Annotated in this window: 24 protein-coding genes; 9 read left to right on the forward strand and 15 right to left on the reverse strand. The window is 72.5% G+C overall.

From position 1 onward, the window contains the following. Positions 1-303 precede the first annotated feature (303 nt). The 6 genes from ACZ66Z_RS21260 to ACZ66Z_RS21285 all read left to right on the forward strand — a co-directional run bounded on the left by ACZ66Z_RS21260 (position 304) and on the right by ACZ66Z_RS21285 (position 6816). Positions 304-1533 carry an MFS transporter gene (locus ACZ66Z_RS21260; protein ID WP_469936116.1) on the forward strand — a complete coding sequence of 410 codons (1230 nt, stop codon included), beginning with the start codon at positions 304-306 and terminating at the stop codon, positions 1531-1533. A gap of 39 nt (positions 1534-1572) precedes the next feature. Then, entirely contained in the window at positions 1573-1992 is a 420-nt protein-coding gene (locus ACZ66Z_RS21265) for a GlcG/HbpS family heme-binding protein (RefSeq protein ID WP_469936118.1), read from the forward strand. 178 nt (positions 1993-2170) lie between these two features. Beyond that, entirely contained in the window at positions 2171-3988 is a 1818-nt protein-coding gene (locus ACZ66Z_RS21270; RefSeq protein WP_469936120.1) for a glycoside hydrolase family 15 protein, read from the forward strand. Positions 3989-4153: 165 nt separating this feature from the next. Then, positions 4154-4246, forward strand: a complete 93-nt coding sequence (locus tag ACZ66Z_RS21275; protein ID WP_352028280.1) for a putative leader peptide — start codon at positions 4154-4156, stop codon at positions 4244-4246. Between the two features lie 124 nt (positions 4247-4370). Further along, positions 4371-5774: a sulfatase family protein gene (locus tag ACZ66Z_RS21280; protein ID WP_469936122.1), complete on the forward strand. Its 1404-nt coding sequence runs from the start codon at positions 4371-4373 to the stop codon at positions 5772-5774. A 145-nt stretch (positions 5775-5919) separates the two neighbouring features. Then, positions 5920-6816, forward strand: coding sequence for a DMT family transporter (locus tag ACZ66Z_RS21285; protein ID WP_469936124.1), 897 nt, complete (start codon positions 5920-5922; stop codon positions 6814-6816). A gap of 93 nt (positions 6817-6909) precedes the next feature. Here ACZ66Z_RS21285 and ACZ66Z_RS21290 read toward each other — a convergent pair whose 3' ends face one another. After that, a complete protein-coding gene (locus ACZ66Z_RS21290; protein ID WP_469936255.1) occupies positions 6910-8289 on the reverse strand; it encodes an STM4012 family radical SAM protein in 1380 nt (459 codons plus the stop codon). 261 nt (positions 8290-8550) lie between these two features. Here ACZ66Z_RS21290 and ACZ66Z_RS21295 point away from each other — a divergent pair, with 261 nt between their 5' ends. After that, complete coding sequence (locus ACZ66Z_RS21295) at positions 8551-9648, forward strand: DUF1152 domain-containing protein (RefSeq protein ID WP_469936126.1); 1098 nt, start codon at positions 8551-8553, stop codon at positions 9646-9648. Between the two features lie 26 nt (positions 9649-9674). Here ACZ66Z_RS21295 and ACZ66Z_RS21300 read toward each other — a convergent pair whose 3' ends face one another. Further along, positions 9675-10898 (reverse strand): saccharopine dehydrogenase family protein, encoded by a 1224-nt coding sequence (locus ACZ66Z_RS21300; RefSeq protein ID WP_469936128.1) that lies wholly within the window; start codon positions 10896-10898, stop codon positions 9675-9677. 118 nt (positions 10899-11016) lie between these two features. Here ACZ66Z_RS21300 and ACZ66Z_RS21305 point away from each other — a divergent pair, with 118 nt between their 5' ends. After that, complete coding sequence (locus ACZ66Z_RS21305; RefSeq protein WP_469936130.1) at positions 11017-11739, forward strand: TetR/AcrR family transcriptional regulator; 723 nt, start codon at positions 11017-11019, stop codon at positions 11737-11739. A gap of 86 nt (positions 11740-11825) precedes the next feature. Here the strand turns inward: ACZ66Z_RS21305 and ACZ66Z_RS21310 are convergent, their stop codons facing one another. From ACZ66Z_RS21310 to ACZ66Z_RS21370, 13 genes are read right to left on the reverse strand one after another with little or no spacing between them, the layout of a single operon-like run. After that, positions 11826-12617, reverse strand: coding sequence for a hypothetical protein (locus tag ACZ66Z_RS21310; RefSeq protein ID WP_469936132.1), 792 nt, complete (start codon positions 12615-12617; stop codon positions 11826-11828). A 50-nt stretch (positions 12618-12667) separates the two neighbouring features. Further along, entirely contained in the window at positions 12668-13210 is a 543-nt protein-coding gene (locus tag ACZ66Z_RS21315) for a nuclear transport factor 2 family protein (protein ID WP_469936134.1), read from the reverse strand. Positions 13211-13236: 26 nt separating this feature from the next. Continuing rightward, positions 13237-14052: a hypothetical protein gene (locus ACZ66Z_RS21320; protein WP_469936136.1), complete on the reverse strand. Its 816-nt coding sequence runs from the start codon at positions 14050-14052 to the stop codon at positions 13237-13239. Further along, complete coding sequence (locus ACZ66Z_RS21325; RefSeq protein WP_469936138.1) at positions 14049-14618, reverse strand: hypothetical protein; 570 nt, start codon at positions 14616-14618, stop codon at positions 14049-14051. Before ACZ66Z_RS21325 ends, ACZ66Z_RS21320 begins: the two co-directional genes overlap by 4 nt. Further along, a complete protein-coding gene (locus ACZ66Z_RS21330) occupies positions 14615-15889 on the reverse strand; it encodes an MCE family protein (protein WP_469936140.1) in 1275 nt (424 codons plus the stop codon). The genes ACZ66Z_RS21325 and ACZ66Z_RS21330 overlap by 4 nt, the downstream gene beginning before the upstream one ends. After that, positions 15886-17103: an MCE family protein gene (locus ACZ66Z_RS21335; protein ID WP_469936142.1), complete on the reverse strand. Its 1218-nt coding sequence runs from the start codon at positions 17101-17103 to the stop codon at positions 15886-15888. Before ACZ66Z_RS21335 ends, ACZ66Z_RS21330 begins: the two co-directional genes overlap by 4 nt. Then, positions 17100-18128, reverse strand: a complete 1029-nt coding sequence (locus ACZ66Z_RS21340) for an MCE family protein (protein ID WP_469936144.1) — start codon at positions 18126-18128, stop codon at positions 17100-17102. Before ACZ66Z_RS21340 ends, ACZ66Z_RS21335 begins: the two co-directional genes overlap by 4 nt. Next, complete coding sequence (locus ACZ66Z_RS21345) at positions 18125-19174, reverse strand: MCE family protein (protein ID WP_469936146.1); 1050 nt, start codon at positions 19172-19174, stop codon at positions 18125-18127. The genes ACZ66Z_RS21340 and ACZ66Z_RS21345 overlap by 4 nt, the downstream gene beginning before the upstream one ends. After that, positions 19171-20226 carry an MCE family protein gene (locus tag ACZ66Z_RS21350; protein ID WP_469936148.1) on the reverse strand — a complete coding sequence of 352 codons (1056 nt, stop codon included), beginning with the start codon at positions 20224-20226 and terminating at the stop codon, positions 19171-19173. The genes ACZ66Z_RS21345 and ACZ66Z_RS21350 overlap by 4 nt, the downstream gene beginning before the upstream one ends. Beyond that, positions 20223-21476, reverse strand: coding sequence for an MCE family protein (locus tag ACZ66Z_RS21355; RefSeq protein WP_469936150.1), 1254 nt, complete (start codon positions 21474-21476; stop codon positions 20223-20225). The genes ACZ66Z_RS21350 and ACZ66Z_RS21355 overlap by 4 nt, the downstream gene beginning before the upstream one ends. Position 21477: 1 nt before the next feature. Continuing rightward, the gene (locus tag ACZ66Z_RS21360; RefSeq protein WP_469936152.1) at positions 21478-22284 is read right to left on the reverse strand and encodes an MlaE family ABC transporter permease; all 807 of its coding nucleotides are present in this window, start codon (positions 22282-22284) and stop codon (positions 21478-21480) included. Between the two features lie 5 nt (positions 22285-22289). Next, positions 22290-23054, reverse strand: coding sequence for an MlaE family ABC transporter permease (locus ACZ66Z_RS21365; protein ID WP_469936154.1), 765 nt, complete (start codon positions 23052-23054; stop codon positions 22290-22292). Then, positions 23051-24061, reverse strand: a complete 1011-nt coding sequence (locus tag ACZ66Z_RS21370) for an ABC transporter ATP-binding protein (protein ID WP_469936156.1) — start codon at positions 24059-24061, stop codon at positions 23051-23053. Before ACZ66Z_RS21370 ends, ACZ66Z_RS21365 begins: the two co-directional genes overlap by 4 nt. Before the next feature lie 624 nt (positions 24062-24685). Between ACZ66Z_RS21370 and ACZ66Z_RS21375 the strand changes: the two genes are divergently transcribed. Further along, positions 24686-25315: a hypothetical protein gene (locus ACZ66Z_RS21375; protein ID WP_469936158.1), complete on the forward strand. Its 630-nt coding sequence runs from the start codon at positions 24686-24688 to the stop codon at positions 25313-25315. Positions 25316-25391: the final 76 nt, after the last annotated feature.

The raw sequence follows: 25391 nt of genomic DNA on the forward strand, positions 1-25391 counted from the left end.
CCCGCACAGGGGCCGGGCCGCCCGGCGCGTTCGGCAGCGCCGGTGCGGGGCGGGGGCCGCTTGTCGGCTCTCGTCGGCGTACCGCCGACACGAGCGGGAGCCCTGGGGCTCCACCGGCACCCCTCGACTGCGGTCCCGGGCCCCAGGAACACCGAACAGCCCGCGTCGTCCCCGGGTCGACTTCGTCCACGACCAGCACCACCCAGACCGCACCATCTACCCGCGCTTGCAATTATAACGCGCATGCAATTATTGTGGAGGCACGCAAAGAGCTCACTCAAGCAATTACGGAAGGGCTGAGCCATGCCGCTCGCACTCCTCGCCCTGGCTGTCGGCGCCTTCGGCATCGGCACCACGGAATTCGTCGTCATGGGCCTGCTGCCCGACATCGCCTCCGCATACGGCGTCACCATCCCCACCGCCGGCCTGCTGGTCACCGGCTACGCCCTCGGCGTCGTCATCGGGGCGCCGGTGCTGACCGTCCTCGGCAACAAGGTGAGCCGGAAGCGGATGCTCATGCTGCTCATGGGCCTGTTCGTGCTCGGCAACCTGCTCTCCGCCGTCGCCCCGAGCTTCGGACTGATGCTGACCGGCCGGGTGGTCGCCTCGCTCGCGCACGGCTCGTTCTTCGGCATCGGCTCCGTCGTCGCCGCCGGCCTGGTCGCGCCGGACAGGAAGGCCGGCGCCATCGCCACCATGTTCACCGGTCTGACCGTCGCCAACATCGTCGGCGTGCCGCTCGGCACCTTCATCGGGCAGACGATCGGATGGCGCACCACCTTCGCCGTCGTCGCCGCGCTCGGCGTGATCGGGCTCCTCGGCATCGCGAAGCTCGTACCCGCCATGCCCCGCCCCGAGGGCACCCGGCTGCGCGGCGAGCTGACGGCCTTCCGCAATCCCCAGGTCCTGCTCGCGATGGCCATGACCGTGCTCGGCTTCGGCGGCGTCTTCGCCGCGATCACCTACATCGCCCCGATGATGACCCACGTCGCCGGTTACGCGGACGGCTCCGTCACCTGGCTGCTCGTGCTCTTCGGCGTCGGCATGTTCCTCGGCAACCTGCTGGGCGGCCGCTTCGCCGACCGCGCGCTGATGCCCCTGCTGTACACCACCCTCGGCGGGCTCGCGGTCGTCCTCGCGCTCTTCACCGTGGTCGCCCACGACAAGGTCCTCGCCGCGATCGCCGTCCTCCTCGTCGGAGCGCTCGGCTTCGCCACCGTGCCCCCGCTGCAGAAGCGCGTCCTCGACCAGGCCCACGGCGCACCGACGCTGGCCTCCGCCGTCAACATCGGCGCCTTCAACCTCGGCAACGCGCTCGCCGCCTGGCTCGGTGGCCTCGTCATCGCCGCCGGCTTCGGCTACACCGCCCCCAACTGGGTCGGCGCCGCCCTCGCCGCCGCCGCCCTGGGCCTCGCCCTCTGGTCCGCCGCGCTGGAGCGCCGTACCCCCGCGGCCACGGCCGACGCGGGTGCCACGGCCGATGACAGTGCCGGTGCCGTTGCCGACGCCGTCCGTACCCCCGTACATCACTGAGCCCCCACCCCCTCCCCCATCACCTCAAGGAGAAGCGCCATGAGCACCCCCGTCACCCCGCTGAGCACCGCCGACGCCGAGACCCTGATCACCGCCGCCCACCGCGCCGCCGAGGCCTCCGGGGTCGCCGTCAGCGTCACCGTCCTGGACGCGGGCGGGCACCTGCTGGCCTTCCGCCGGGACGACCGGGCGGTCCTGATCTCGGGCGAGACCAGCACGCGCAAGGCGTACACCGCGCTCCAGCTGAACGCCCCGACCGCCGACCTGGTGGACCTCGTCAAGCCCGACGGACCGTTCCACTCGCTGCCCACCGCGCTCGACCGGCCGCTGCTGTTCATCGCCGGCGGCGTCCCCGTCCACCGCGACGGCCGCCTGATCGGCGCGATCGGCGTGGGCGGCGGCGCCCCCGAGCAGGACCACGGCTTCGCCGCCACCGCGCTCGGGGAACTCGCCCGGTGACCGGCCCCGCGGCCGCACCCCGCAGGAGGTCCTCGCCGACCGCGGCGCCCGCCTCGACGCCCCTCTCCCCCGTCGGCCACGGCGCTTGATCGGCGCAGCTCCGGTGGCCCGGGGGGCCGTCCGGCCGGAGGGTGGGTGCAGGATCGCCTGTCGCCCCGAGCCCGCGAGGACGCCGCCGATGCACCGCTACCCGCCGATCGCCGACCACGGTCTCGTCGGAGACCTGCAGACGTGCGCGCTGGTGTCGGCCGAGGGCGTCGTGGACTGGTTCTGCTCGCCCCGCTTCGACTCCCCGAGCGTCTTCGGCCGGCTCCTCGACCACGAGCGCGGCGGCCACTTCTCGATCACCGTGGAGGCGCCCGGCACGACGGTGCGACAGCTGTACCTGGCCGACAGCGCGGTGCTACTCACCCGCTTCCTCACCCCCGACGGGGTCGGCGAGGTGGCCGACTTCATGCCGCTGCCCGCGGACCCGACCGTGCCCGTCGACCGGCACACCCTGGTCCGGGTGCTGCGGGTGGTCCGCGGCACCGTCCGCTTCGCGGTCGAGTGCCGGCCGCGCTTCGACTACGGGCGGGAGGCGCACGAGCTGGTCCTCGACGGCGCCACCGCGCGTTTCACCGGAGCGACCGCCGCCGCTCACCTCCAGGTGCTCGGGGCCGTCGCGCTGGAGCGGGACGGCCCGGACGTGCGCGCCGAGGTGGAGCTGACCGCCGGTCAGCGCGCCGCCGCCGTGCTCACCCTGGACGCGCCCGGCGCCGAGCCTCCCGAGCCGGCCGACGAGACGAGCCTGCGGGCCGCCTTCGACTCGGTCCGCTCCTTCTGGCACGACTGGATCGGCCGCTGCCGCTACCGCGGCCGCTGGCAGGAGCAGGTCAACCGCTCGGCGATCACGCTGAAGCTGCTCACGTACGCCCCGTCCGGCGCGCCGGTGGCCGCCGCCACCATGGGGCTGCCCGAGCAGGTCGGCGGCGAACGCAACTGGGACTACCGCTACACCTGGATCCGGGACGCCTCGCTGTCCGTGCGCGCGATGGTCGACCTGGGCTTCACCGAGGAGGCGGACGCCTTCCGCCGCTGGCTGGGTGCCCGGCTGCAGGCCGGCGGCACGGTCAGCGGCGAGCCGCTGCAGATCATGTACCGGGTGGACGGCGACCCGGAGCTGGGGGAGGAGGTGCTGGACCACCTGGAGGGCTGGCGCGGCTCGGCCCCGGTCCGGGCCGGCAACGGCGCCGCCGACCAGCTCCAGCTGGACATCTACGGTGAGGCCGTCCACGCCTTCGCGCAGGCCCGCCACCTGACGCAGCAGACCGGTTACGACGGCTGGCAGCGCTTCGCCGCCACGGTGGACTGGCTGTGCGAGCACTGGGACCGTCCGGACGAGGGGATCTGGGAGACCCGCGGCGGCCGGCAGGACTTCACGTACAGCCGGCTGATGTGCTGGGTCGCCTTCGACCGCGCGGTGCGGATGGCCCGGGAGTTCGGCCGTCCCGCCGACCTGCCGCGCTGGACGGCCGCCCGGGACGCGGTGCTGCACCAGGTGATGGAGCGCGGCTGGTCCACCGGGCGGCAGGCCTTCGTGCAGCACTACGGCAGCGAGGTCCTGGACGCCTCGCTGCTGATGATGCCGATCACCCGGTTCGTCGCGCCGCGCGACCCGCGCTGGCTGTCCACCCTGGACGCGATGGACCGCGAGCTGGTCTCGGACAGCCTGGTCTACCGCTACGACCCGGCCGCCTCCCCCGACGGCCTGCGCGGCTCCGAGGGCACCTTCTCGCTGTGCAGCTTCCTGTACGTGGACGCGCTCGCCCGGGCCGGCCGGCTCGAGAAGGCCCGGTACGCCTTCGACAAGATGCTCACCTACGCCAACCACGTCGGACTGTTCGCCGAGGAGATCGGCCCGACCGGCGAACAGCTCGGCAACTTCCCGCAGGCCTTCACCCACCTCGCGCTGATCACCGCCGCGCTGACCCTCGACGAGGCGCTGGAGGGCTGACGCCCCCGGGGGGAGTCTTCGCTCCACGCCGTCACCCGGCACGCCCCCCGGTGCGTACCCGAACGCCCCCGGTGTGCCGACGGCGTTTCGATCATGCGAACTACGCGCGTCGACCTGCCCGTACGCCGTTGACGCCCCCGGCCGGCTCCGCGAGACTCCTGCCCCATGCAGCCCCCGCGTGACCGCTCGGTCACCCTCGTCCAGCGCCGGCACGTGGACCTCGTCCGTGTCGCGAGCGCGGTCTGTCGCTGCGCCTGACGGCCCCTTCCGCTCGCCGGGTCGTCCCCCACGCTCCTCCGCCCGCCCCGCCCGCGGCGCCGTCCCCCGCCCGCCGGGCCCCGGAGGCATGCCCGCACGTCCGCACGCCCTTCTGGAGACCCGCATGTCCACGCCCCTGTCCCGCCGCACCCTCGGAGGGGTCGCCGCCGGTGCCGCCGCCGCGGCCGCCCTCGGCGCCACCGCGACCGCCGCGCAGGCGGCCCCCGCGACCGAACCGCGGGAGCGTCCCTTCCGGGCGGCGCACCCGCGCCGCCACTCCCGCAGGCCCAACATCCTCTTCGTCCTGGGCGACGACCTCGGCTGGGCCGACCTCTCCTCGTACGGCTCCCCGCACATCCGCACGCCCCACCTGGACCGGCTCGCCCGCGAGGGCGTCCGCTTCACCGACGCCTACTCCGGCTCCGCAACCTGCTCCCCCACCCGCTTCAGCCTCTACACCGGCCGCTACCCGGGCCGTACGAAGGGCGGGCTCGCCGAACCGATCGCCGACAGGTCCGCCGGCCTGGAACCCACCCACCCCACGCTCGCCTCGCTGCTCCGTGACTCCGGCTACGCCACCGCCCTCATCGGCAAGTGGCACTGCGGCTACCTGCCCGACCACTCCCCCACCCGCTCCGGCTGGGACGAGTTCTTCGGCAACTTCGGCGGGGCCCTGGAGTACTACTCCAAGCTCGGTCTCGGCGGCGAGTACGACCTCTACGAGGGCGACGCCGAGTACAAGGACCTGCGGTACTACACCCGGATCCTCACCGAGCGGGCGAGCGAGTACGTCGGCCGCGACCACGGGAAGCCCTGGCTGCTCAACCTGAACTTCACCACCCCGCACTGGCCCTGGATCGCCGACGGCGACACGGAGGAGAGCGCCGAGATCGTCCGCCGGATCAAGGCCGGCGACCGCTCCGCCCTCTGGCACCAGGACGGCGGCTCCGTCGAGAAGTACAAGGAGATGGTGGAAGACCTCGACCGTTCGGTCGGCCGGGTCCTCGCGGCGCTGAAGCGCTCCGGCCAGGAGCAGGACACCCTCGTCTTCTTCGCCAGCGACAACGGCGGCGAGCGCTTCTCCTACAACTGGCCGCTGTCCGGGAACAAGGCCTCGCTCCAGGAGGGCGGCATCCGCGTCCCCTCGATCCTGCGCTGGCCCGCCCGGATCGACGGCGGCCAGGTCAGCGACCTGCCGGTGTTCACGCCCGACTGGACGGCCACCCTGCTGGACCTGGCCGGCGCCCGCCCCCACCCGGCGTACCCCCTCGACGGCACCAGCCTCGCCGGGCACCTGCTGCGCGGCACCGAGGTGCCGGAGCGGGACCTGTTCTGGCGGGTGCGGGGCGAGCGGGCGCTGCGCCGCGGCGACTGGAAGTACTACCGGGGCAAGTCCGGTCGCGACCAGCTCTTCCGCCTGTCGGAGGACTCCCGCGAGCAGGCGGACCGGGCGCCGTTCGAGCAGGCGCGGCTGGCCGAGCTGCGGGCCGCGTGGGAGCGGATCGACGCGGGGCTCCTCCGGTACTGAGCCCACCGGCCGTGGAACCGCGCGGTACGGTGCGAAGTCGCCGCATCCGCCGGTGGGGAGGCCCGAATCTCATGGGTTCTGCCAGGGGCCGGAGGGCCGTCCGCGCCGGTACGTTCACGCCGTCTGTGCCTAGGGAGGGGTCGGCGTGAGTGGTGTGGTGTCGGTGCTGGTGGCGGCGGTGTTGTGGGGCACCGTGGGGCCGGCGCAGATCTGGGCCGGGAGCGGGGCGCACCCGGTGTCGCTGGGAGCGGCCCGGATGTTGGCGGGCGGGCTGTTGCTGACGGTGGTGACGGTGCGGCCGGCCGGGCTGCGCACCCTGCTGCGGCGGGGGGTGCGGCGGTGGGTCGTGGTGAGCGTGCTGGTGACGGCCGCGTTCCAGGTGTGCTTCCTTCAGGCGGTCGAGCGTTCGGGGGCGGCGCTGGCGACGGCGACGGCGTTCGGGACGGTGCCGGTGGTCAGTGGGGTGTGCGGGCTGGTGCTGTCCGGTGAGCGGCTGTCGCGGCGGTGGGCGGTGGGAACGCTGTGCGCGGTCGTCGGGATCGGGTTGTTGCTGGTGCCCGGCAGCGGAGGACGGGCGGACGTCCTCGGTGTGGGGTACGGGGTGGTCGCGGGTGCGAGCTTCGGCGTCTACATCGCGGCGACCAAGGAGTTGGGCGCGCGGGGCGGCGATCTGGACGCGGCGGCGCCGGTGAGCGTGCTGCTCGCCGGTCTGGTGGTCTCGCCGTTCCTCGTGGTCGCCCCGGAGGGGCTGTTCACGGCGCGCGGGGCGGCGCTGGTGGGGTGGCTGGCGCTGGGGACGACGGCCCTGGGGTATCTGCTGTTCACGCGGGGCGTGGGCCGGCTCAGCGCCGCCACGGTGGGGACGCTGAGCCTGACCGAACCACTGGTCGCCACCGTGCTGGGGGTGGTGCTGCTCGGCGAACGGCCGGGGTCGGTCGCCGTCGTGGGCGGCGTGCTGCTGCTGGGCGGACTGGTGGCCGTCTCGGTGCCGGGGCGTCGGCGGGCGGCGCGGGAGCCCCGGCCCGAGCCGGTGGGGCGGTGAGGGGCCGGGCGGCTCGACGGTTCCTGTGGTTGCTCGACGTTTCCTGTGACTGCTCGACGGCTCCTGTGACTGCTCGACGGCTCCGTCAGCCGCTCAACGGTCCTGGTAGCTGCTCATGTTCGCGCGCACGTGGTCGGAGAAGAACCGCGGGCCGATCGCGTCGGCGCGGGCCATGCCCTCCGGGGTGAGCAGCAGGACCGTGCCGGCGGCCCGGACCCAGTTGCGGGCCAGGAGGGTGTCGAGCTGGGGGGCGAAGTCGGCCTCGAAGCGGGTGCCGAAGTGGCGTTCGTAGCGGGTGACGTCGAGTCCGGACGATTCGAGCAGGTGCTGGAGGACGAACATCCGGCGTCGCTCGTCGTCGTTCATGGCGAAGGCCCACTGGGCGCGGCGGAAGCGTTCGTCCGGGGTCGCGATGTAGTCGTCGATGATGCGGCGCACCTCGGGGACGGCGACGGCGTAGTCGGTGGTGTAGTGCAGATCGGTGGTGAAGGAGCGGGCACCGACGCCGAGGCCGACCATGCCGGCCTGTTGGTTGTACTCGTTGATGCTGTTGCCCTCGGTGTCCTCGGTGGCGGCGCTGCCGAGGCGCCGGAAGACCCGCATGGACGTCTGCTCGTATCCGGCCGACAGGAGGTGGTCGCGGCCGAAGCGGTAGAGGCGCAGTCGCTGGTCGTCCCACTCCGCGGGGCTGGTGGCGTGCCGGGAGCTGAGACCGGTCAGCGGGCGGACGTAGAGGGGGTAGAGGTAGATCTCCTCGGGTTCCCAGGCGAGGGCGGCGTCGAGGGAGACCTGGAAGGTGCGTTCGGTCTGGCCGTCGATGCCGTAGATGAGGTCGATGTTCAGGATGGGGAACCGGGCGTCGCGCAGGCGGGCGAGGGCGGATTCGACTTCCTGGCGTTTCTGCGGGCGGACGGCGGCGCGGACTTCGTCGTCGAGGAAGCTCTGTACGCCGATGCTCAGTCGGGTGGCGCCGCGTTCGGCGAGGACGGCGAGCCGGTCGGCGGTGGCGGTGGCGGGCGAGGTCTCGACCGACCAGGACGCGGCCTTCAGGTCGGCGCCCATGATGTTCTCGGAGATGTCGCAGAGCTGGGTGAGTTCGTCGGCCGTGAGGTAGGTGGGGGTGCCGCCGCCGAAGGCGGCGAGGGTGAAGCGTAACGGCTTGCCCTGGGCGTCGAGGGCTTCTCTGGTGACGCGGGCCTGGCGTTCGAGGGTGTTCAGGAAGGCGGTGGTGACCTCTTCGGGGGCGCCGGTGCGGGTGAAGAGGTTGCAGAACCCGCACCGCATCTCGCAGAAGGGGACGTGGGCGTAGAGGGAGAGGGCGTCGAGCCGTTCGCCGGCCCACAGGTCGCTCAGGAGCGGGCCGTCGTCCAGGAGGCGGTAGGCCTTCTGGTGCGGGTAGGCGTAGACGTACTGCTGATAGGGGGTTTCCGCCTCGGTGGGTGCCGTGGAGGGGAGGGAGGGGGACGGAAGCATGACGGACTTGCCCATGGGCGATGTGCCTCGCTTTCTGAGGGGTCGTCACGGGGGGTGACAGCTCGGCACCTTAGAGCGGCCGAGGGGTGGATATCTGTAGTGTGATCAACAAAAGTTATGTTTCGTCACCTAGAGGTTCGTCTGCACTTTTCGCGAAGAGGGCACTTCCTCCCGAATTGCCGCCTCCGGCGCGGGCGCCGGGCGGTCCGGACCGCCCGATACGCCTGACGGAGCGGACGCGCATGGGGTTGGGTGTCCGCCATGAAGCGACTTCTCATCGCCGCGGGAGGCGGCGGCGACGCCATCACGGCGGCCATGGTGCACGCCGCGCTGCACGGCCCGCGCACTCCGGCCCTGGTGCTCACGTACGCGTGGGAGCGGCTCGTCGTCGACCCCGTGCCCGGTCCGCGCGGCGTCGCGGACTTCACCGCGCTGGACCGTCCCGCGCCCCGTCTGGCCCTCGTCACCCCGCGGACCGCGCCCAGGGCCCCGGCCGGTTCGCTGCTCCCCCGTCTGGCCGGCGGCCTGCGCCCCACGCTGGGACTGCTCGACCCGTACGACGGGGTGATCGGCCTCGCCCGGCAGATCGAGGCGGCGGCCCGCTGGTGCGGTGCCGACCGGGTCGATCTCGTGGACGTGGGCGGCGACGTCGTCGCGCGCGGTGACGAACCGACGCTGCGCAGCCCGCTCGGCGACGCGCTGGTCCTGGCCGCCTGCGCCGCGACGGGCCTTTCGACCACCGTGTACGTCGCCGGGCCGGGCCTGGACAACGAGGTGCCGCGGGCCCTCCTGGCGCCCCGGCTCGGTGACCCGGCCTTCGCCCTCACGCCCGAGGACACCGAGCACGTGATGCCCGTGTTCGACTGGCACCCCTCCGAGGCCGGCGCACTGCTCGTCGCGGCGGCCCGTGGCGTCCGCGGCGCCTGCGGCACCCGCGACGCCCCCGCCCCCGTCGTCCTGGACGACTCCTCGCACCTCGTGCACCGGCTCGCCGGAGAGGACGCGCTCCGGCTCAGCCCGCTCGCACGGGCCCTCGCCCTGTGCCCCAGCCTGGAGGCCGCCGAGAAGGTGTCGCACGCCGTCTGCGGCTTCTCCGAGATAGCCCGGGAACGGCAGCGCGCCGCCCTCCTCCCGGCCCCGCCCGCCCCACGTCCTCCTGCGGACCCCGAAGCCGTTCTGGGCCGGTACCTCGCCTTCGAGCGCGCCCGTCGCGCCGAGGGCCTCGCCTACGTCACGACCCGCAGGATCACCGAAGAGCTCGCCCTCACCCCGGCCGAGGCCGCCGCCCTGCACCTTTCACTGGCCACGGGTTCGCCGGCCCGGCGCGCGGCACCGCTGTGGCGGCTGGCGGCGGCCTGAGGGCGGGCCCCGGGGGCCACGGCGGCTCAGCGCTCCTCGCGGAGCCCCCACGGGGATCCGTACGCGCCGAGCAGGTCGAGGAACGGTCGGGGCGGCAGCGCCTCGGGGCCGAGGACACCGCTCGCCTTCCAGGCGCCGGCGGCGATCAGCTCCAGGGCGACCACCGGGTTGAGGGCGGTCTGCCAGACCACGGCCTGGGAACCGTACTCGCGCATCGTCCACTCGTTGTCGACGACGTGGTACAGGTACACCTCGCGCTCCGCGCCGTCCTTCGTCCCCTTGACCCAGGTGCCCGCGCAGGTCTTGCCCTTCATGCGGTCGCCCAGTGCGGCCGGGTCGGGCAGACAGGCGGCCACCACGTCGCGCGGGGACACCCGGACCGGTCCGTCCGCGCCGGGGACGGTGACCTCCGCCGTGGAGTCGAGGCCCAGGTCGCGGAGGGTCTTGAGCTTGGCGATGAAGTCGTCGCCGAGGCCGTACTTGAACGTGACCCGCCGGGCGTCCACCCAGCGGGGCACGAGGAGGACCTCCTCGTGCTCGACGTTCACGCACTCCACCGGGCCGATGCCCTCGGGGAAGTCGAAGACCTCCGGCTCGCTGAAGGGGGCCGTGGTGAACCAGCCGCGCTTCTTCTCGTAGACGACGGGCGGGTTGAGGCACTCCTCGATGGTGGTCCAGATGCTGAAGGAGGGGGCGAAGTCGTACCCCTCGACGGTGAGGTTCGCCCCGTCGCGGACGCCGATCTCCTCGATCTCGTCGAAGAGTTCGTCCGCCGCGTAACGGGCGAACACGTCCGACAGGCCCGGCTCCACGCCCATGCCGACCAGGGCGAGGCGGCCGGCCTCCTCCCACTCCCCGGCCAGGGCGAACTGCTCGTCGCCGAGCTTGACCCCGCACCGTTCGTAGGGGGCGGTCGGGTGCGGCACGGACAGCGACATCGCCATGTCGACGTAGTGCGCGCCCGCGGCGAGCGCCGCGCGGAACAGCGGCATCACGAACCGGGGGTCGGTCGCGTTCAGCAGCACGTCGCAGTCCTCCTCGACGAGGAGGCGGCGGACCGCGTCCTCGTCGGAGGCGTCCAGGCGGTGTGCGCCGAACCGGCCCGCCGGGTCGTCGAGCGCGGCGACGGCGGCCTCCGCGCGGGCCGGGTCGTAGTCGGCGACGATCATGTGGGTCAGGAAGTCACGGCGGGCCGCGATGCGGGTGACGGCGGTTCCGACGCCGCCCGCACCCACGAGAAGTACACGCATGTCACACACCCTTTCGACGGGTCCGTCCCGGCGAACGCCCGGGGACGCCTCGATGGAACACGACCCCGGCGGTTAAGGTCTACGGCGTTGGCATAAGGGACGACGAGACGGTGGCGCGATGCCGAAGAAGGTGGTTCCGGAGGCGGAACGGCGCAGGCGGAGGCCGACCCGGCAGGGCACCGTGCTGTCGGAGCGGCTGATCGTGGAGACGGCGCTGCGGATGCTGCGCGAGCACGGGAGCGCCGGGCTGACCGCGCGCCGGCTCGGTGCCGCTCTCGGCGCCGACCCGAGCACCGTGTACCGGTACTTCGCCGGCCTGGACGGCCTGACCCGGGCCATCGGCGAGGAGCTGATGGGGCGGGCCCTGGACAGCTGGACGGCCACCGGGGAGTGGCGGGCCGACCTGCGGGCCCTGGGTCTGGCCGTCCACGCCTCCTACCTCGCCCACCCCCAGGCCGCGTTGCTGACCGCGAGCCGCGTCACCGGCCGCCCCCGGGAGATCGAGGTGGACGAGACGATCCTCGGGATCCTGCGCGGCGCGGGCTTCGGCGACGCGGACGCCGTCGGCCTGTACCACGCCTTCATCGACCTGGCCCTGGCCTTCGCCGCCCTGGACGCGGGCGCGCTGGCCGTCAAGGACGAGGTGAGGGAGGCGGACGAGGAGATGTGGACCTCCACCTACGCCCGGCTGCCGGCCGGGACCCATCCCCACATCGCCGCCACCGCGCACCTGCTGGCGGACCGGATGAACCACAGCGCCTATCCCGTCGTCCTGGACATGCTCCTGGGCAGGGCGGAGGCCCAGCTGATGACCGCGCGGAAGCGGCCCGCCGCGACGTGAGCCGGGCGCCCGGGACGTGGGGGGCGGACGGGGCGGATGGAGGCGGTTTCCCCGCCACGGGCCGGTGGCGCTCCCGTGAGGGCGGCTCAGCGACCGAAGGTGTCGATGTTCTCGACGAGCCAGCGGCCGTCGCGACGCACGACGTCCACGGCGAACACGGCGCCCGCGTAGACGCCCTGGTCCTGGGCCTTCGACCGCTGCTTCCCGCCGCCGGCGCGGCCGGTGCCGGCCGTGCTCACGCTGCTCTGGTCGGCGTAGACCAGGACCCGGGCGCGGTCGCCGTCGATCCGCTCGACCGCGCTGTCCGTGACCGTCGTGGTGATGACCGTCTTCTGCCGGGCCGCCTGGGCGAGGACCCCGCCGAACAGCGTCCGGTGCTGGGCCACGGCCCTGCCCGTGAGGAGGGTCTTCCCGGCGCGTTCGAAGGGGCCCGTGTCGGCGTGGTCGTACGAGAAGAGCGCGGCGACGGCCGCGGCGGTCTGCCCCTTGATCTCGCTGGTGCGGGCGAGGTCGGTGAGGGCCGTGTTGCCGCGCGCGGGGTCGTCCCGCAGCTCCCCCGCCCTGTTGTGCGCCCACCCGGCGAAACCGCCGAGGAGGAGGGTCAGGACGCACAGGACGACGAGGGGGGCGAGGCCGCGCGCGCCGCCCTTCGCGGCCCTCGCCGCGGCCGGGCGGTCGGTGGTCGCCGCCTCCTCCCCCGGTGCCCCGCTCGCTCCTCGTACGGGCTTCACCGGCGGTCGTCGGCCGGGGCGGGAGTCGGGGCGGGAGTCGGGCGCGGGCAGGAGACCGACGGGCGCGTGGGCCCTGGCGGCGGTCGGCTGCTCGGCGAGGGCCTGGCGGCGGCGCTGGCGGTTGAGGTGGTGACGGGGCGTCGGCATCGTGCGTGTCCTTTCGGGTGCGGGCGGCTCTCGCGTACGGGACGGGCCGGTCAGCCGGTCGCCGTGCCGCCCACGGGGGCCTGTCCCAGACCGCTGAGCTTCCACCGGCCGTCGGTGCGGGTGAGCTCGCCCAGCATGCGGCTGTCCTTCTCCGTGCTCTTGTCGTCGGGCGTCGTGACGGTGACGCGCAGCGCGACGAGCAGCCGGGCCCGTCCGGCCCGGTCGTCGAGTTCGGTGACGGCGCCGGACAGCACCCGGGCCGTGGTCACCGTCCTCGCCGCCTTCACCTGGCTGGTGAACTCCTCGCGTCCGTCGACCAGTTGCTGGTGCAGCTCACCGGTCGTCGAGGTCTCCCAGAGGTCGAGGCCCTGGTCCAGGCGCCGGTGGTCGAGCGTGTTGAGGTTCTGCACGGCCTGCTCCCCCGCCGCGAGCGCCCGGTCGCGCTGCACGGCGTACGCCGCGGAGTCGTCGTGGGACGCCGCGTACCAGCTCCGGCCCTCCCAGGCGGCGAAACCGCCCGCGACCAGAGTGAGCACGAGGGCCACGACCAGGGCCGGCCGGTTACCCGCCGCGGCGCGGACCTGGCGTGTCATGGGGTTCTCCCGTCTCCCGCTCATCGTCAGCGGGCCTTGATGTCGACGATCAGCCACCGGTCTCCCCGGTACTTCGCGGTGACGGTGAGCTGGGCCGCGGCGGTCGTGGCGGCGGCCCCGTCGCGCCGCGAGGTCTGGTCGAGGAAGACGAGGAGGCGCGCGCCGTCCCCGTCGAGTTCGATCACCCCGGTGCGGACGGCCTGGGTCGAGAGGGTGATGCGCTGTGCGACCAGGTTCGCGCGGACCTGGGCGAGCAGGTCGCCGTACTGGCGGGCGGCGCGCCCGGCCAGCACGGTGCGCGAGGACCGTTCCGCCGCGTCGGTGTCGGCGGGCGTGTAGGAGAAGACCCGGGCGAGGCCTTCGGCGACGTCGCCGCCGACGCGGGTGGTGGTCTCGGCGTCGGTGAGCGCGTGGTTGCGTGCCGACGGGGTCGAACGGAGCTGGTGGGCGGCGTGGTGGAGCCCGCCTCCGCCGAGGAGGAGGACGGTGACGGCGGCGGCCAGGACGGCCTTCCGCCCCGTGCCGGAGGGCCCCGTGCCGGAGGAACGGCGGCCGCCGGACTCGTCCGTGGTGCCGTGCCCGTCCGCGTCCGCGCCCTGCGATGCCTCCGGGCCCTGCGATGCCTCCGGGCCCTGCGATGCGTCCCGGCCCGGTGTCGCGTCGGGGGCCTGTCTCGCTTCGGGGGCCCGTTTCGCGTCCGGATCCGTGGCGGGCTCCGCGGCCTCGGCCTCTTCGGCGGTGGACGTCCGCACGCCTTCGTCCGCGGCCTGCCTCGCGTCCGCCTCCGGGGCCTCGTCGCTCCCGGCGTCCCCGCCCCTCGCCTTGCGCAGCAGTCGCGTCACTCGCCCCCGCCCTCCACGTCCTTCTCGTCCTTCTCGACCTTTTCGTCCTTCTCGGTCTCCTCGCCCTTCTCCGCTCCCGCGACGGGTACCGCGCTCAGTGCCGCGACCCTCCACGTGTCCTCGCCCGTGCGGGTCAGGACGGCCTCCAGGCGCTTGCGGTCGGTGGTCGCGCCGGCAGCTCCGCGCGGGGTGACGTCGACGCGTACGGTCGCGATGAGTTTCGCCGTACCGGCTCGGGCGTCCAGGGCGGTGAGCGCGGCCTCGGTGACCGTGGCGCGGGCCGAGGCGCCCACCGCGGGCCGGGTGCGGCCCAGTTCGGTGCGGAGCGGTCCGGTGGAGGCGTCGCGCCAGGCCCGGATGCCCGCTTCGGCGCGTTCGCGGGTCGAGGCGTCGAGCGTGTTCAGGACGGTGAGCCGGCTCCGCCCCTCGGCGAGCGCGGTGTCGCGTTCCCGCCCGAAGGCGAGTCCCTCGTCGGTGCGGGCCTGGGCGTAGGACCAGGCGCCGGTCCCGCAGAAGCCGAGGGCGACGACGAGGGCGCCGGTGCCCAGGACCTTGGCGCGCCTCATCGCGTGCTCCCCGCACCGAGGCCGAGGAGGCCGGCCATGTCCGTCGGGCCGCCGGTCCCGCCGGGCAGCGCGAGCGCGCCGGGCAGGTTCGGCCGGGTGCCGGCCGTGGTGCGCGCGCTGCCGGAGGGCAGGGAGCCGGGCCGGGCCGGGGTCGGCACGCCGCCGCTCCCGGGGGCGTGGGCCGAGCCGCGGACGTTGATCCCGGTGGAGGCCGGAGAGGTGCAGGAGGCTCCGGTGTTGAGGGCGGGCGCGGTCCCCAGGTCGAGTCCGTTGCGGTAGCGCGTCCCGCCGTACCCGGCGGTGCAGGGCAGCGGTGTGAAGAAGGTGACGGCCATGCCGAAGTTCACGTGTCCTCCGTCGACGGTGGTGGCTCCCGCCGAGACGGCCGCCGGGAACTTCACGAGGAGTTCCTCCGTGCCGCGCTGTCGGGTGACGGCGATCTCCGAGGTGGTGAGGAGGTTGGCGAGGACGACGCCGAGGCTGGGGTCGAGGTCGTGCAGGAGGCCGCTGACCTGGCCGGTGGCGTCGGGTGCGACGGCGAGGAGGCGGCGCAGGTCGGCGTCGGAGCCCTTGAGGGTGGCGGCGAGGTCGCGGGCGCCGGTGGCGAAGTCCCGGATGGCGCGGCTCTCGTCGGCCTGGGTGCGCAGCACGACCTCGCCGTCGTCGATGAGCCGTGCGGTGGCGGGCAGGGAGCGATCGGCGGCCCGGACGAACCTGCTGCCGCTGTCGAGGAGGACCTGGAGGTCGTCGCCGTGTCCCTCGAAGGCCTTGCCGAGTTCGTCGACGACCGTGCGCAGGGAGTCCAGGGGTACGGAGCGGGTGAGGTCGTTCATGCTCGCGAGCACGTCGGTGACGGGTGCCGGCACCTCGGTGTCGGACTGTTCGATGCGGGCGCCGTCGGCGAGGAAGGGCGCGCCGTCGCTCTCGGGCCGCAGGTCGATGTACTGCTCGCCCACGGCGGAGAGGCCGGCGACGACGGCTCGGGCGTCGGCGGGGATGAGGGGGGCGGAGTTCTTGATGCGCAGTTCGGCGACGACTCCGTCGGCGGTGAGGTCGATGGCTCCGACGCGGCCGACGGACACGCCGCGGTAGGTGACGTCGGAGTGGGTGAACAGCCCTCCCGTACGGGCGAGGTGGACGCGGACGGTGTAGTGGTCGGCGACTCCGGCGTAGCGGCCGAGGTCGGCGTAGCGGACGCCGACGAAGCCGAGGACGAGTACGGCGATGACGAGGAACGCGAGGTTCTTCAGCCGTACGGCACGGGTGATCACTGCTTCTCGCCTCCGTCCTTGGGTGTGGTGGGTGTGGTCGCGGTGACCGGGGGCAGCGGCAGCGTCGATCCCGGGTCCCGGGGGGCGCGGTTCGTTCCCTCCCGGCCGCGCGAGGCCGGTTCCGGGTTCGACGGGGAGGGGGTCGGGGCGGGTTCGGTCCTGGGGATGAGGGGCGGGATCACCTCGGTGCCGGGGGCGGCGGCGAGGTGCAGATAGGTGTTGAGGTAGTCGCCCTTGATGCCGCGCATGACCTCGTCGGTGAAGGGATACGTGAGGAGCACCTGCAGCGATTCGGGCAGGTCGGCACCGGCGTCCGCGAGCGCCGTCAGGGTCGGGGCGAGGGCCTTGAGGTCGGCGACCATGTCCTTCCTGCTCGCGTCGACGGTGCTGACGGCGACTCCGGACAGGGTGTCCAGGGCGCGCAGCATGGTCAGCAGGGAGCCCCGCTGGTTCTCCAGGGTCTTCAGGCCGGGTGAGAGGCCGGTGAGGACGGTGTCGACGTCCTTCTTGCGGCCGGCGAGGGTGGCGGAGAGCCGGTTGACCCCGTCGAGGGCGCGGGTGATGTCGCCGCGGTGCGCGTCCAGGTTCGTGACCAGGGTGTCGACGCGGGCGAGCATGGAGCGGACCTCGGGTTCGCGCCCGCCGAGCGCCGCGTCGAGTTCCCGGGTGATGGTCTTGAGCTGGTTGACGCCACCGCCGTTGAGCAGCAGGGACAGCGCGCCGAACACCTCCTCGACCTCCGTGTTGCGGTTGGTGCGCGCGAGCGGGATGACGCTGCCGTCGGTGAGGCGTCCGCCGCCGTCCTTCCGGGGGGCGACGAGCTGGACGTACTTCTCGCCCAGGAGGCTGGACTGTTCCAGGCGGGCGCCGGCGTCGGCGGGGAGCCGGACGTCGCCGTTGATCTTCATGGTGACGCGGGCGGTCCAGCCGCCGGTGCCCAGCTCGATGGCGGTGATGCGGCCGACGGCGACGTCGTTGACCTTGACCGCGGACTGGGGCACGAGGCTGAGGACGTCGTCGAGTTCGGCGGTGACCGTGTAGGGGTGGGAGCCGAGGTCGGCGCCGCCGGGCAGCGGGAGGTCCTCGATGCCGTCGAACCGGACGGGGTTCGCGGGGGTCGCGCCGAGGACGACGGCGAGTCCGAGGCCGATCGCGACCGCTCCGACGGCTCCGGCCCCGAGGGCCTTGCGGAAGGGCGGGGCGTCCCGGTTCATCGCTGCCCCCCTCGGGTGCCGGTCGAGGAGGAGCCGCCGGTCACCGGCAGCGGGAGCAGGGGGCCGCCCGCGCTGATCTCGTTCAGGTCGGCGCGGCCGTCGAGGGTGCGGGTGTCCTTGTCGTACGCGTTGACGACGTTGCCCGCGGCGAGCGGGGCGACGTCGAGCGCCTCCGCGAGGGAGGCGCGCTGGTCGACGAGGGTCTGGGTGAGGGGCACGAGCCGGTCGATGTTCTTCTTCAGCTCGCCGCGGTTGTCCTTGACGAAGGCCTTGACCCGGGCGAGGGCCTTGCCGAGTTCCTCGAGGGCGCCGGCGAGGTCGTCCTTGTTCTCGGCGAAGTAGCCGACGACCTCGTCCAGGCGTTCCTGGGCGGTGCGGACGTCGCCGTCCTTCTTCTTGAGCATGGTGGTGAAGGTCTGGAGCTGTCCGAGGGTGGCGAACAGGTTCTCGCTGCTGCCGTCGAGGGTCTTGGCGGCCTTGCCGAACTGTTCGATGGAGGTGCCGATGGCCGTGCCGTTGCCCTTGAGGTTCTTCGCCCCGGTGTCCAGGAGTTCGGAGAGGGCTCCGGCGGAGTTGGCGCCGTCGGGGCCGAGGGCCTCGCTCAGTGCGGTGATCGAGTCGTAGAGCTGGTCGATCTCGACGGGGGTGCGGTTGCGGGAGGCGGGCAGCTGGGCGCCGTCGGCGAGGGCGGGGCCGGTGGCGTAGGCGGGGGTGAGCTGGACGTACCGGTCGGCGACGATGCTCGGGGCGACGACGAGGGCCCGTGCGTCGGCGGGGACGCGGACGCCTTCGTCGAGGCGGAGTCCGACGCGCACCCGGGTGCCCTGCGGCTCCACGGATTCCACCTCTCCGACGCGGACGCCGAGGACGCGCAGGTCGGATCCGGCGTAGATGCCGACGGCCCGGTCGAACCAGGCGGTGACGCGGATGCCGTCGTCGTCGAGGGCGTTGACGGCGACGAGGCCGCAGGCCGCGAGCACCGCGAGGGCGAGCCCGGCGGCGAGGGGCTTCCTGGGCTTGGTCATCGTTCACCGCTCCCCTGGGCCGTCGCCGTCTGTTTCGGCGGCAGGCATCCGGTCTTGGGCTGCGAGGTCTCGGGCAGGTAGGTGCGGGGCACCACGCCGCACAGGTAGGCGTCGAACCAGCGGCCGCTGCCGAGGGTGTTGCCGACGAGCCGGTAGTAGGGGCCGACGAGCGCGAGCGTCTTGTCGAGCCGGCTGCTGTTCTTCTCCAGGACGCCGGTGACGCGGCCGAGGGCCTTCAGGGTGGGGCCGAGCTGCCGGTTGTTGTCGCCGACGATGCCGCTGAGTTCGGTGCCGAGGTCCCGGCTCCCCTTGAGCAGGGCGCGGATGGCCTCGCGGCGCTTCCTGAGCTCGCCGAGGAGCGAGCCGCCGTCCTCCAGGAGGATCTCGAAGCTGGACTTCTTGTCCTCCAGGGTCTTGGTGAACCTCTTGCTGTTCTCCAGGAGCCGGGCGAGCTGGGTGTCGCGCTTGGAGACGGACTTCGACAGCTCGGAGAGGCCGGTGGCGGCGTTGCGCACGTGCGGCGGGGAGTCCTTGAAGGTGTCGGAGATGGTGCGGAAGCTCTCCGCGAGCTTCTCGGTGTCGAGGGCGTCGACGGTGCCGCTGAGGTCCTGGAAGGCCTGGGTCACGTCGTACGGGGACGTGGTGCGGGACTGCGGGATGCGGGCGCCCGGGTCCTGGGGTGCGGAGCCCAGCGGGTCGATCGCCAGGTACTTCTCGCCGAGCAGGGTCTTGATGGCGATGGCGGCGGTCGACCGGTCGCCGATCCAGGCGTCGCCGACCTCGAAGGTCACCTTGACCCTGGGCCCGTCGAGGGCGACCCCGGTGACCTTGCCGACCTTGACCCCGGCGATGCGGACCTCGTCGCCGGCGTCGAGGCCGGCGGCCTCGGTGAAGTCGGCGCTGTAGGCGGTGTCGCCGCCGACGAGGGGGAGGCGCTCCACGTTGTACGCGAGGGCGGCCACGAGGGCGAGGACCAGCAGCCCGACGACGGCGACGGCGACGGGGCTGCGCTCCTTGACCGGCTTCGGCCGGGGGCGCGGGCTCATCCGCGGCACCTCGTCTCGGTCACGGCGATGCCGGTCGGCGGCTTGGAGCCGTCGGAGGTGCCCACGCCGCTCACGCGCGCCTCGCAGAGGTAGAGGTTGAACCACGATCCGTACGAGGACAGCCGGGCGAGGGCCGACATCTTGGCGGGGGCGTGGGCGAGGAAGGACTCGATGGCGGGGGTGTGGTCGCCGAGGGTGCCCGAGAGCCGGCCCAGTTCGCGGATGTCCTTCTTGAGGGGCGCGCGCCCCTCCTGGAGGAGGCCGGCGGTCGTCGTGGTGAGGTCTCCGATGGCCTCGACCGCCTCGCCGAGGGGTTTGCGGTCGGTGTTGAAGCCGGTGACGAGCTTCTGGAGGGTGACGACGAGGTCGTTGAAGCCCGCCTCGCGGTGGTTGAGGGTGGTCAGGACGGTGTCGAGGTGGGTGACGACCTCGCCGATGACCTCGTCCTTGGCGGCGACGGTCCTGGTGAGGGAGCCGATGTGCCTCAGGAGGCTGTCGACGGTTCCGCTCTCGCCCTGGAGGACCTGGACGAGGGAGCCGGCGAGGTCGTTGACGTCCGCGGGCGAGAGTCCCTCGAAGAGCGGCTTGAACCCGTTGAAGAGCAGGGTCAGGTCGAGGGCGGGTGTGGTGCGGTCGAGCGGGATGGTGTCGCCGGCGCCCAGGGTGCCGGTCAGGTCGCCGGTGCCCCGGCCGAGGGAGACGTACCGCTGCCCGACCATGTTGAGGTACTTCACGGCGGCGGTCGTCGACCGGGGCAGGGGGCGGTCCTCGCGGACCGTGAAGGTGACCTGGGCGGTGCGCCGTTCGACGACGCGCACGTCGGTCACCTCGCCCACCTTCACTCCGGCGACGCGTACGGAGTCGCCCTCGACGAGGCCGGTGACGTCGGTGAACAGCGCCTTGTAGGAGCGGGTGGCGGAGCCGACCCCGGTGTCGGCGATGCTGAAGCCGAGGACGGTGGTGGCGAGGGCGGTGACCAGGACGAACGCGAGGGACTTCAGTACGGTTCCGGTCAGGCCGCGGCGTCGCGTGTGGCTGGGTCGCGTCGTCATCGGAGGGTCACCTCCGCGCCGCGGAAGGCGGGGCCGGCGAGGAGGCTGCTCCAGTCCGGCAGGTCGCCGGGCCGTTTCTTCGCCGCGGGGGCGAGCAGTTCGTTGACGAGGTCGTTCTCCTGCGGCGAGTTGGCGGGGCCGAGTTGCTGGTCGGCCGCGGCGGACGCCCGTGCGGCGGGTGCGACCGGGACGCCGAGGTAGGGCACGGGGTAGCAGTGGGGGCCGCCGCCGGAGCCGTACGAGGGCGTGTCGCGGCCGGGGACGTAGGCGCCGCGGGAGGGGACGGTGGTCACCTCGACGTGCAGTCCGGGCTGCTTCGTGCCCTTGCCGAGCGCCTTGTCCATCGCGGGCACGAACTGGGCGAGGGTGCGCAGGGTGCAGGGGAAGGACGGTGAGTACTCGGCGAGCAGTTCCAGGGTGGGTCTGCCGGTGGCGCCGAGCCGGATGATGTTGTCCTTGTTCTGCCGGAGGAAGGCGGTCAGGTCCTGGGCCGTCCGGGTGGTGGCGCCGAAGGTGCCGGCCAATGCGCCCTCCTTCTCTGCGAGGGTGCCGCTGGTGGTGGTGAAGTCGGTGAGCGCAGTGACGACGTCCGGGGCCGCGTCCGCGTAGAGGTGGCTGACCTTCACGAGTTCTTTCAGGTCGCGGGTGAGGGCGGGCAGGTGGGGGTTGAACTCGCGCAGGTGGGCGTCGAGTTCGGTCAGGGTCTCGCCGAGCTCGTCGCCGCGTCCCTCCAGGGCGCGGGAGACGGCGGACAGGGTGGCCGACAGTTTCTGCGGCTGGACGGCGGTGAGCAGGGGCAGGACGTCGTCGAGGACCTGCTGGAGTTCCACCGCGTTGCTCGACCGGTCCTCCGGGATGACGTCTCCGGGCCCGAGGGGCCGTGTGGAGGGGTTTCCGGGCGGTACGAGGGCGACGAACCGCTCGCCGAAGAGGGTCGTGGGCAGCATCTGCGCGCGGACGTCGGAGGGGACGTGGCGCAGGGTTCCGGGCCGCATGGCGAGGGTGAGCCGGGCCCCGCCGTCGATGGCGTCGATGGCGCGGACCTCGCCGACGACGACGCCGCGCAGTTTGACCTCGGCCCCGAGGTGCATCTCGTTGCCGACGCTGCCGGTCTCGACGACGATCGGGTCGGAGTCGGTGAAGCGCTTGTCGTAGACGGCGACCGCCAGCGAGGCGAGCAGGACGGGGACGAGCAGGAAGACGACGCCGGCGAACCGGCGGCGCAGGGTCTCGGCACGTGAGCCGTTCATCTCACCCCGCCACCTTCACGGTCGTGGTCGCGCCCCAGAGGGCCAGCGACAGGAAGAAGTCGGTGACGCTGATCAGCACGATGGCGTTGCGTACGGAGCGGCCGACGGCGATGCCGACGCCGGCGGGTCCGCCGGAGGCGCGGAAGCCGTAGTAGCAGTGGGCGATGATCACCATCACGCTGAAGATCAGCACTTTCAGCACCGAGAGGAGGACGTCCGTCGGTGACAGGAAGAGGTTGAAGTAGTGGTCGTAGGTGCCCTGGGACTGGCCGTTGAAGAGGACCGTGACGTAGCGGGAGGCCAGGTAGGAGGAGAGCAGGCCGACCGCGTAGAGCGGGACGATGGCGACGACGCCCGCGATGATGCGGGTGGTGACGAGGTACGGCATGGAGCGGATGCCCATGCCTTCGAGGGCGTCGACCTCTTCGTTGATGCGCATGGCGCCGAGTTGGGCGGTGAATCCGGCGCCGACGGTCGCGGAGAGGGCGAGTCCGGCGACGAGCGGGGCGATCTCGCGGGTGTTGAAGTAGGCGGAGACGAATCCGGTGAAGGCGGCGGTGCCGATCTGTTCGAGGGCCGCGTAGCCCTGGAGGCCGACGACGGTGCCGGTGAACAGCGTCATCGCGACCATGACGCCGATGGTGCCGCCGATGACGCCGAGGCCGCCGGAGCCGAAGGCGACCTCGGCGAGCAGCCGTTGCACCTCCTTGAGGTAGCGGCGCAGCGTGCGCGGGATCCAGAGCAGGGCCCTGACGTAGAAGAGGAGTTGGTCGCCGGAGCGGTCGAGCCAGAGGAACGGGGAGGCCATCGGTGTCAGCCGCCCTTCGGGGGGACGATCTGCAGGTAGATGCCCGTCAGCACCATGTTCACGAAGAACAGCAGCATGAAGGTGATGACGACGGACTGGTTCACGGCGTCGCCGACGCCCTTGGGCCCGCCGCGGGGGTTGAGTCCGCGGTAGGCGGCGACGATGCCGGCGATGAACCCGAAGATCAGGGCCTTGAGTTCGCTGATGTAGAGGTCGGGCAGCTGGGCGAGGGCGGAGAAGCTGGCGAGATAGGCGCCGGGGGTGCCGCCCTGGAGGACGATGTTGAAGAAGTAGCCGCCCAGCGTGCCGACGACGGAGACCATCCCGTTGAGGAGCACGGCGACCGCCATGGTGGCGAGGACGCGCGGGACGACCAGGCGCTGGACGGGCGAGACGCCCATGACCTCCATCGCGTCGAGCTCTTCCCTGATCTTTCGGGAGCCGAGGTCGGCGCAGATGGCGGAGCCGCCGGCGCCCGCGATCAGGAGGGCGACGATGAGCGGGCTGGCCTGCTGGATGACGGCGAGGACGCTCGCGCCGCCGGTGAACGACTGGGCTCCCAGCTGCTGGGTGAGCGAGCCGACCTGGAGGGCGATGACAGCGCCGAACGGGATGGAGACGAGCGCGGCCGGCAGGATGGTGACACTGGCGACGAACCAGAACTGCTCGACGAACTCCCGGAACTGGAAGGGGCGTCGGAAGACGGCGCGGCTCACCTCGGCGGCGAGGGCGAAGAGGCGGCCGGTCTGCCGCAGCGCGCCGGTGATCACGAGCCGCTCCCGGGGGCCGGCAGGGTCAGGGTGGGTGCCGTGGCGCCGCGCGCATAGGTGTCGCGGATGGCGGCGCGGGCGGCGGGCGGCAGCTGGTCGAGCATGCCGAGGACGCGCTCGCGCCGTCGGGTGACGGCCGCGCGGGGCGGCAGACCGGGTGAGGGTTCCAGCTGGGGGACGATGTCACGGGGCACCGCCGGGTGGCCCGCGGGGCCGGCCGCCTCGGCGGCGAGCAGGGCGGCGTCCTTCTCCTCGGACATGCCGATGGGGCCTTCGCGGCGGCCGGCGAGGAACTGGGTGACGACCGGTTCGTCGCTGGTGAGGAGGACCTCTCGGGGGCCGAAGGTGACGAGCCTGCGCCGGAAGAACATCCCCATGTTGTCGGGGACGGTGGCGGCGATGTCGAGGTTGTGGGTGACGATCAGCATCGTCGCGTCGATGCGGGCGTTGAGGTCGATCAGGAGCTGGGACAGGTAGGCGGTGCGGACGGGGTCGAGTCCGGAGTCCGGTTCGTCGCACAGGACGATCTGCGGGTCGAGCACGAGCGCTCGGGCCAGTCCGGCGCGTTTGCGCATGCCGCCGCTGATCTCGCCCGGCAGCTTGTCCTGCGCGCCGAGCAGGCCGACGAGTTCGATCCGCTCCATGACGATGCGCCGGATCTCGGACTCCCGTTTGCGGGTGTGCTCGCGCAGGGGGAAGGCGATGTTGTCGAAGAGGCTCATGGAGCCGAAGAGGGCGCCGTCCTGGAACATGAGGCCGAAGAGTTTCCGGGTCTCGTAGATGTCCCGTTCGGGGCTGCTGACCATGTCGACCCCGTTGATGAGGACGCGGCCCTGCTGGGGCTTGAGCAGTCCGATGAGCGATTTCAGGAAAACGGTCTTCCCGGTGCCGGAAGGGCCGAGCATGACGCTGACCTCTCCGGCCGGAAGGGTCAGCGACACGTCCTGCCAGATGTTCTGCTTGCCAAAGGACATGGTCAGACCATCAACGACTACTTCGATTCCCATACCACCTCCAGCAAGCGTGCGTCGGGTGTGCGCCGCGGGCGCACGGTAAACCGGTGCGGATCACCCGGACAATAGGTGTGGCGCAAAATCCTTGATCCGCTCCGGCAGTTGTCACCGTGGAGACAAAGCCGGTGTCGGACCTTGTCTCCGTGGAGACAGAGTGCCGCGCCGACCTGCGATCGAGCGTCGGCCCGGGGAACGTTACGGCCGAGTAACCTCTCACGGCAATACCGGAATCGGAGTTTTCGCGGGCCGAAATCGAGCGACGGGACTTTTGTCAGGCGGGAGACAGTTCCACCTGCCCTCCTGTCACCGGCGAGAGCAAAAGGCCGATCCGGCGGGACCGCAAGGGCGCATCGTCCGCCAATCCGTCGGCCACGCCTGATCTGATCGATCATAAATGTCGACATTGCGCACCCGGGAACCAAGGGGATTCGCGCCACCGCTCACCCGCTTGACAGGCAATTCGACGTCTTCAAAGAATCATGGACTGCGCCATTGTTCAGCTAAGTTTCCCGCAAGTAACGTCTGGTTTCGCGGCCGAGGAATGTCGGGGCCGCCGGCCGCTCGACCCCCACCGCGGCCACCCTCTGCCGGTCAATCCCCAAGGAGAGTCCCAGAGTCATGAAGAAGCCCATCAGAAACCTCGCCGTCGTCGCCGGAGCCGCCTCGGCCGCGTTCGCCCTCGCCGTGAGCCCCGCCTCGGCGGTGCCCTCCACGGTCTGGACCGTCAGCCCGTCCCCGGCCAGCATCACCGCGATCAACAGCGGGAACATCGTCCTCAGCGTCAACGGCATCGCCATGACGTGCACGAAGTCGAACGGTTCGGGCACGGGGCAGAGCACCACCGGCAACCCGGCGACCGTCGGCAACATCAGCTCCATCGCCTTCGGGGCCACCGGGGCGCCCTGCACCAGTGTGCTGGGCCCGGTGACCGCCGTCCCGACCACCCCCTGGACGATCGTGGCGCAGGACTACACCGCCGCGACCGGCGTCACCAAGGGCTACGTCGGCAACGTCGACGCCAAGGTGACCGTCGGCGCGTGCGTCTTCCGCGTGACGGGCAAGGCCTCCGGCACGTACACCAACTCGACGGGCGCGCTCGCCGTCAACAGCCTCGCGGGCGAGCTCACCGTCGTGTCGTCGACCGGCTGCGGTTCGGCCGTCCCGGTCGGCGCCAAGCCCACCTTCAAGGGCACGTACCTCTTCAAGACGGGCGCCACCATCCCGACGATCGTCGGTTCCAACCCGTAAGGCAGCAGGAACCCGCGTCCGTCCGGCCGGCGACCCCGGCCGGGCGGACGCGGGCTGTCCGCCCCCATGGCCGACC

The organism is Streptomyces sp. NPDC107498, assembly GCF_055582805.1.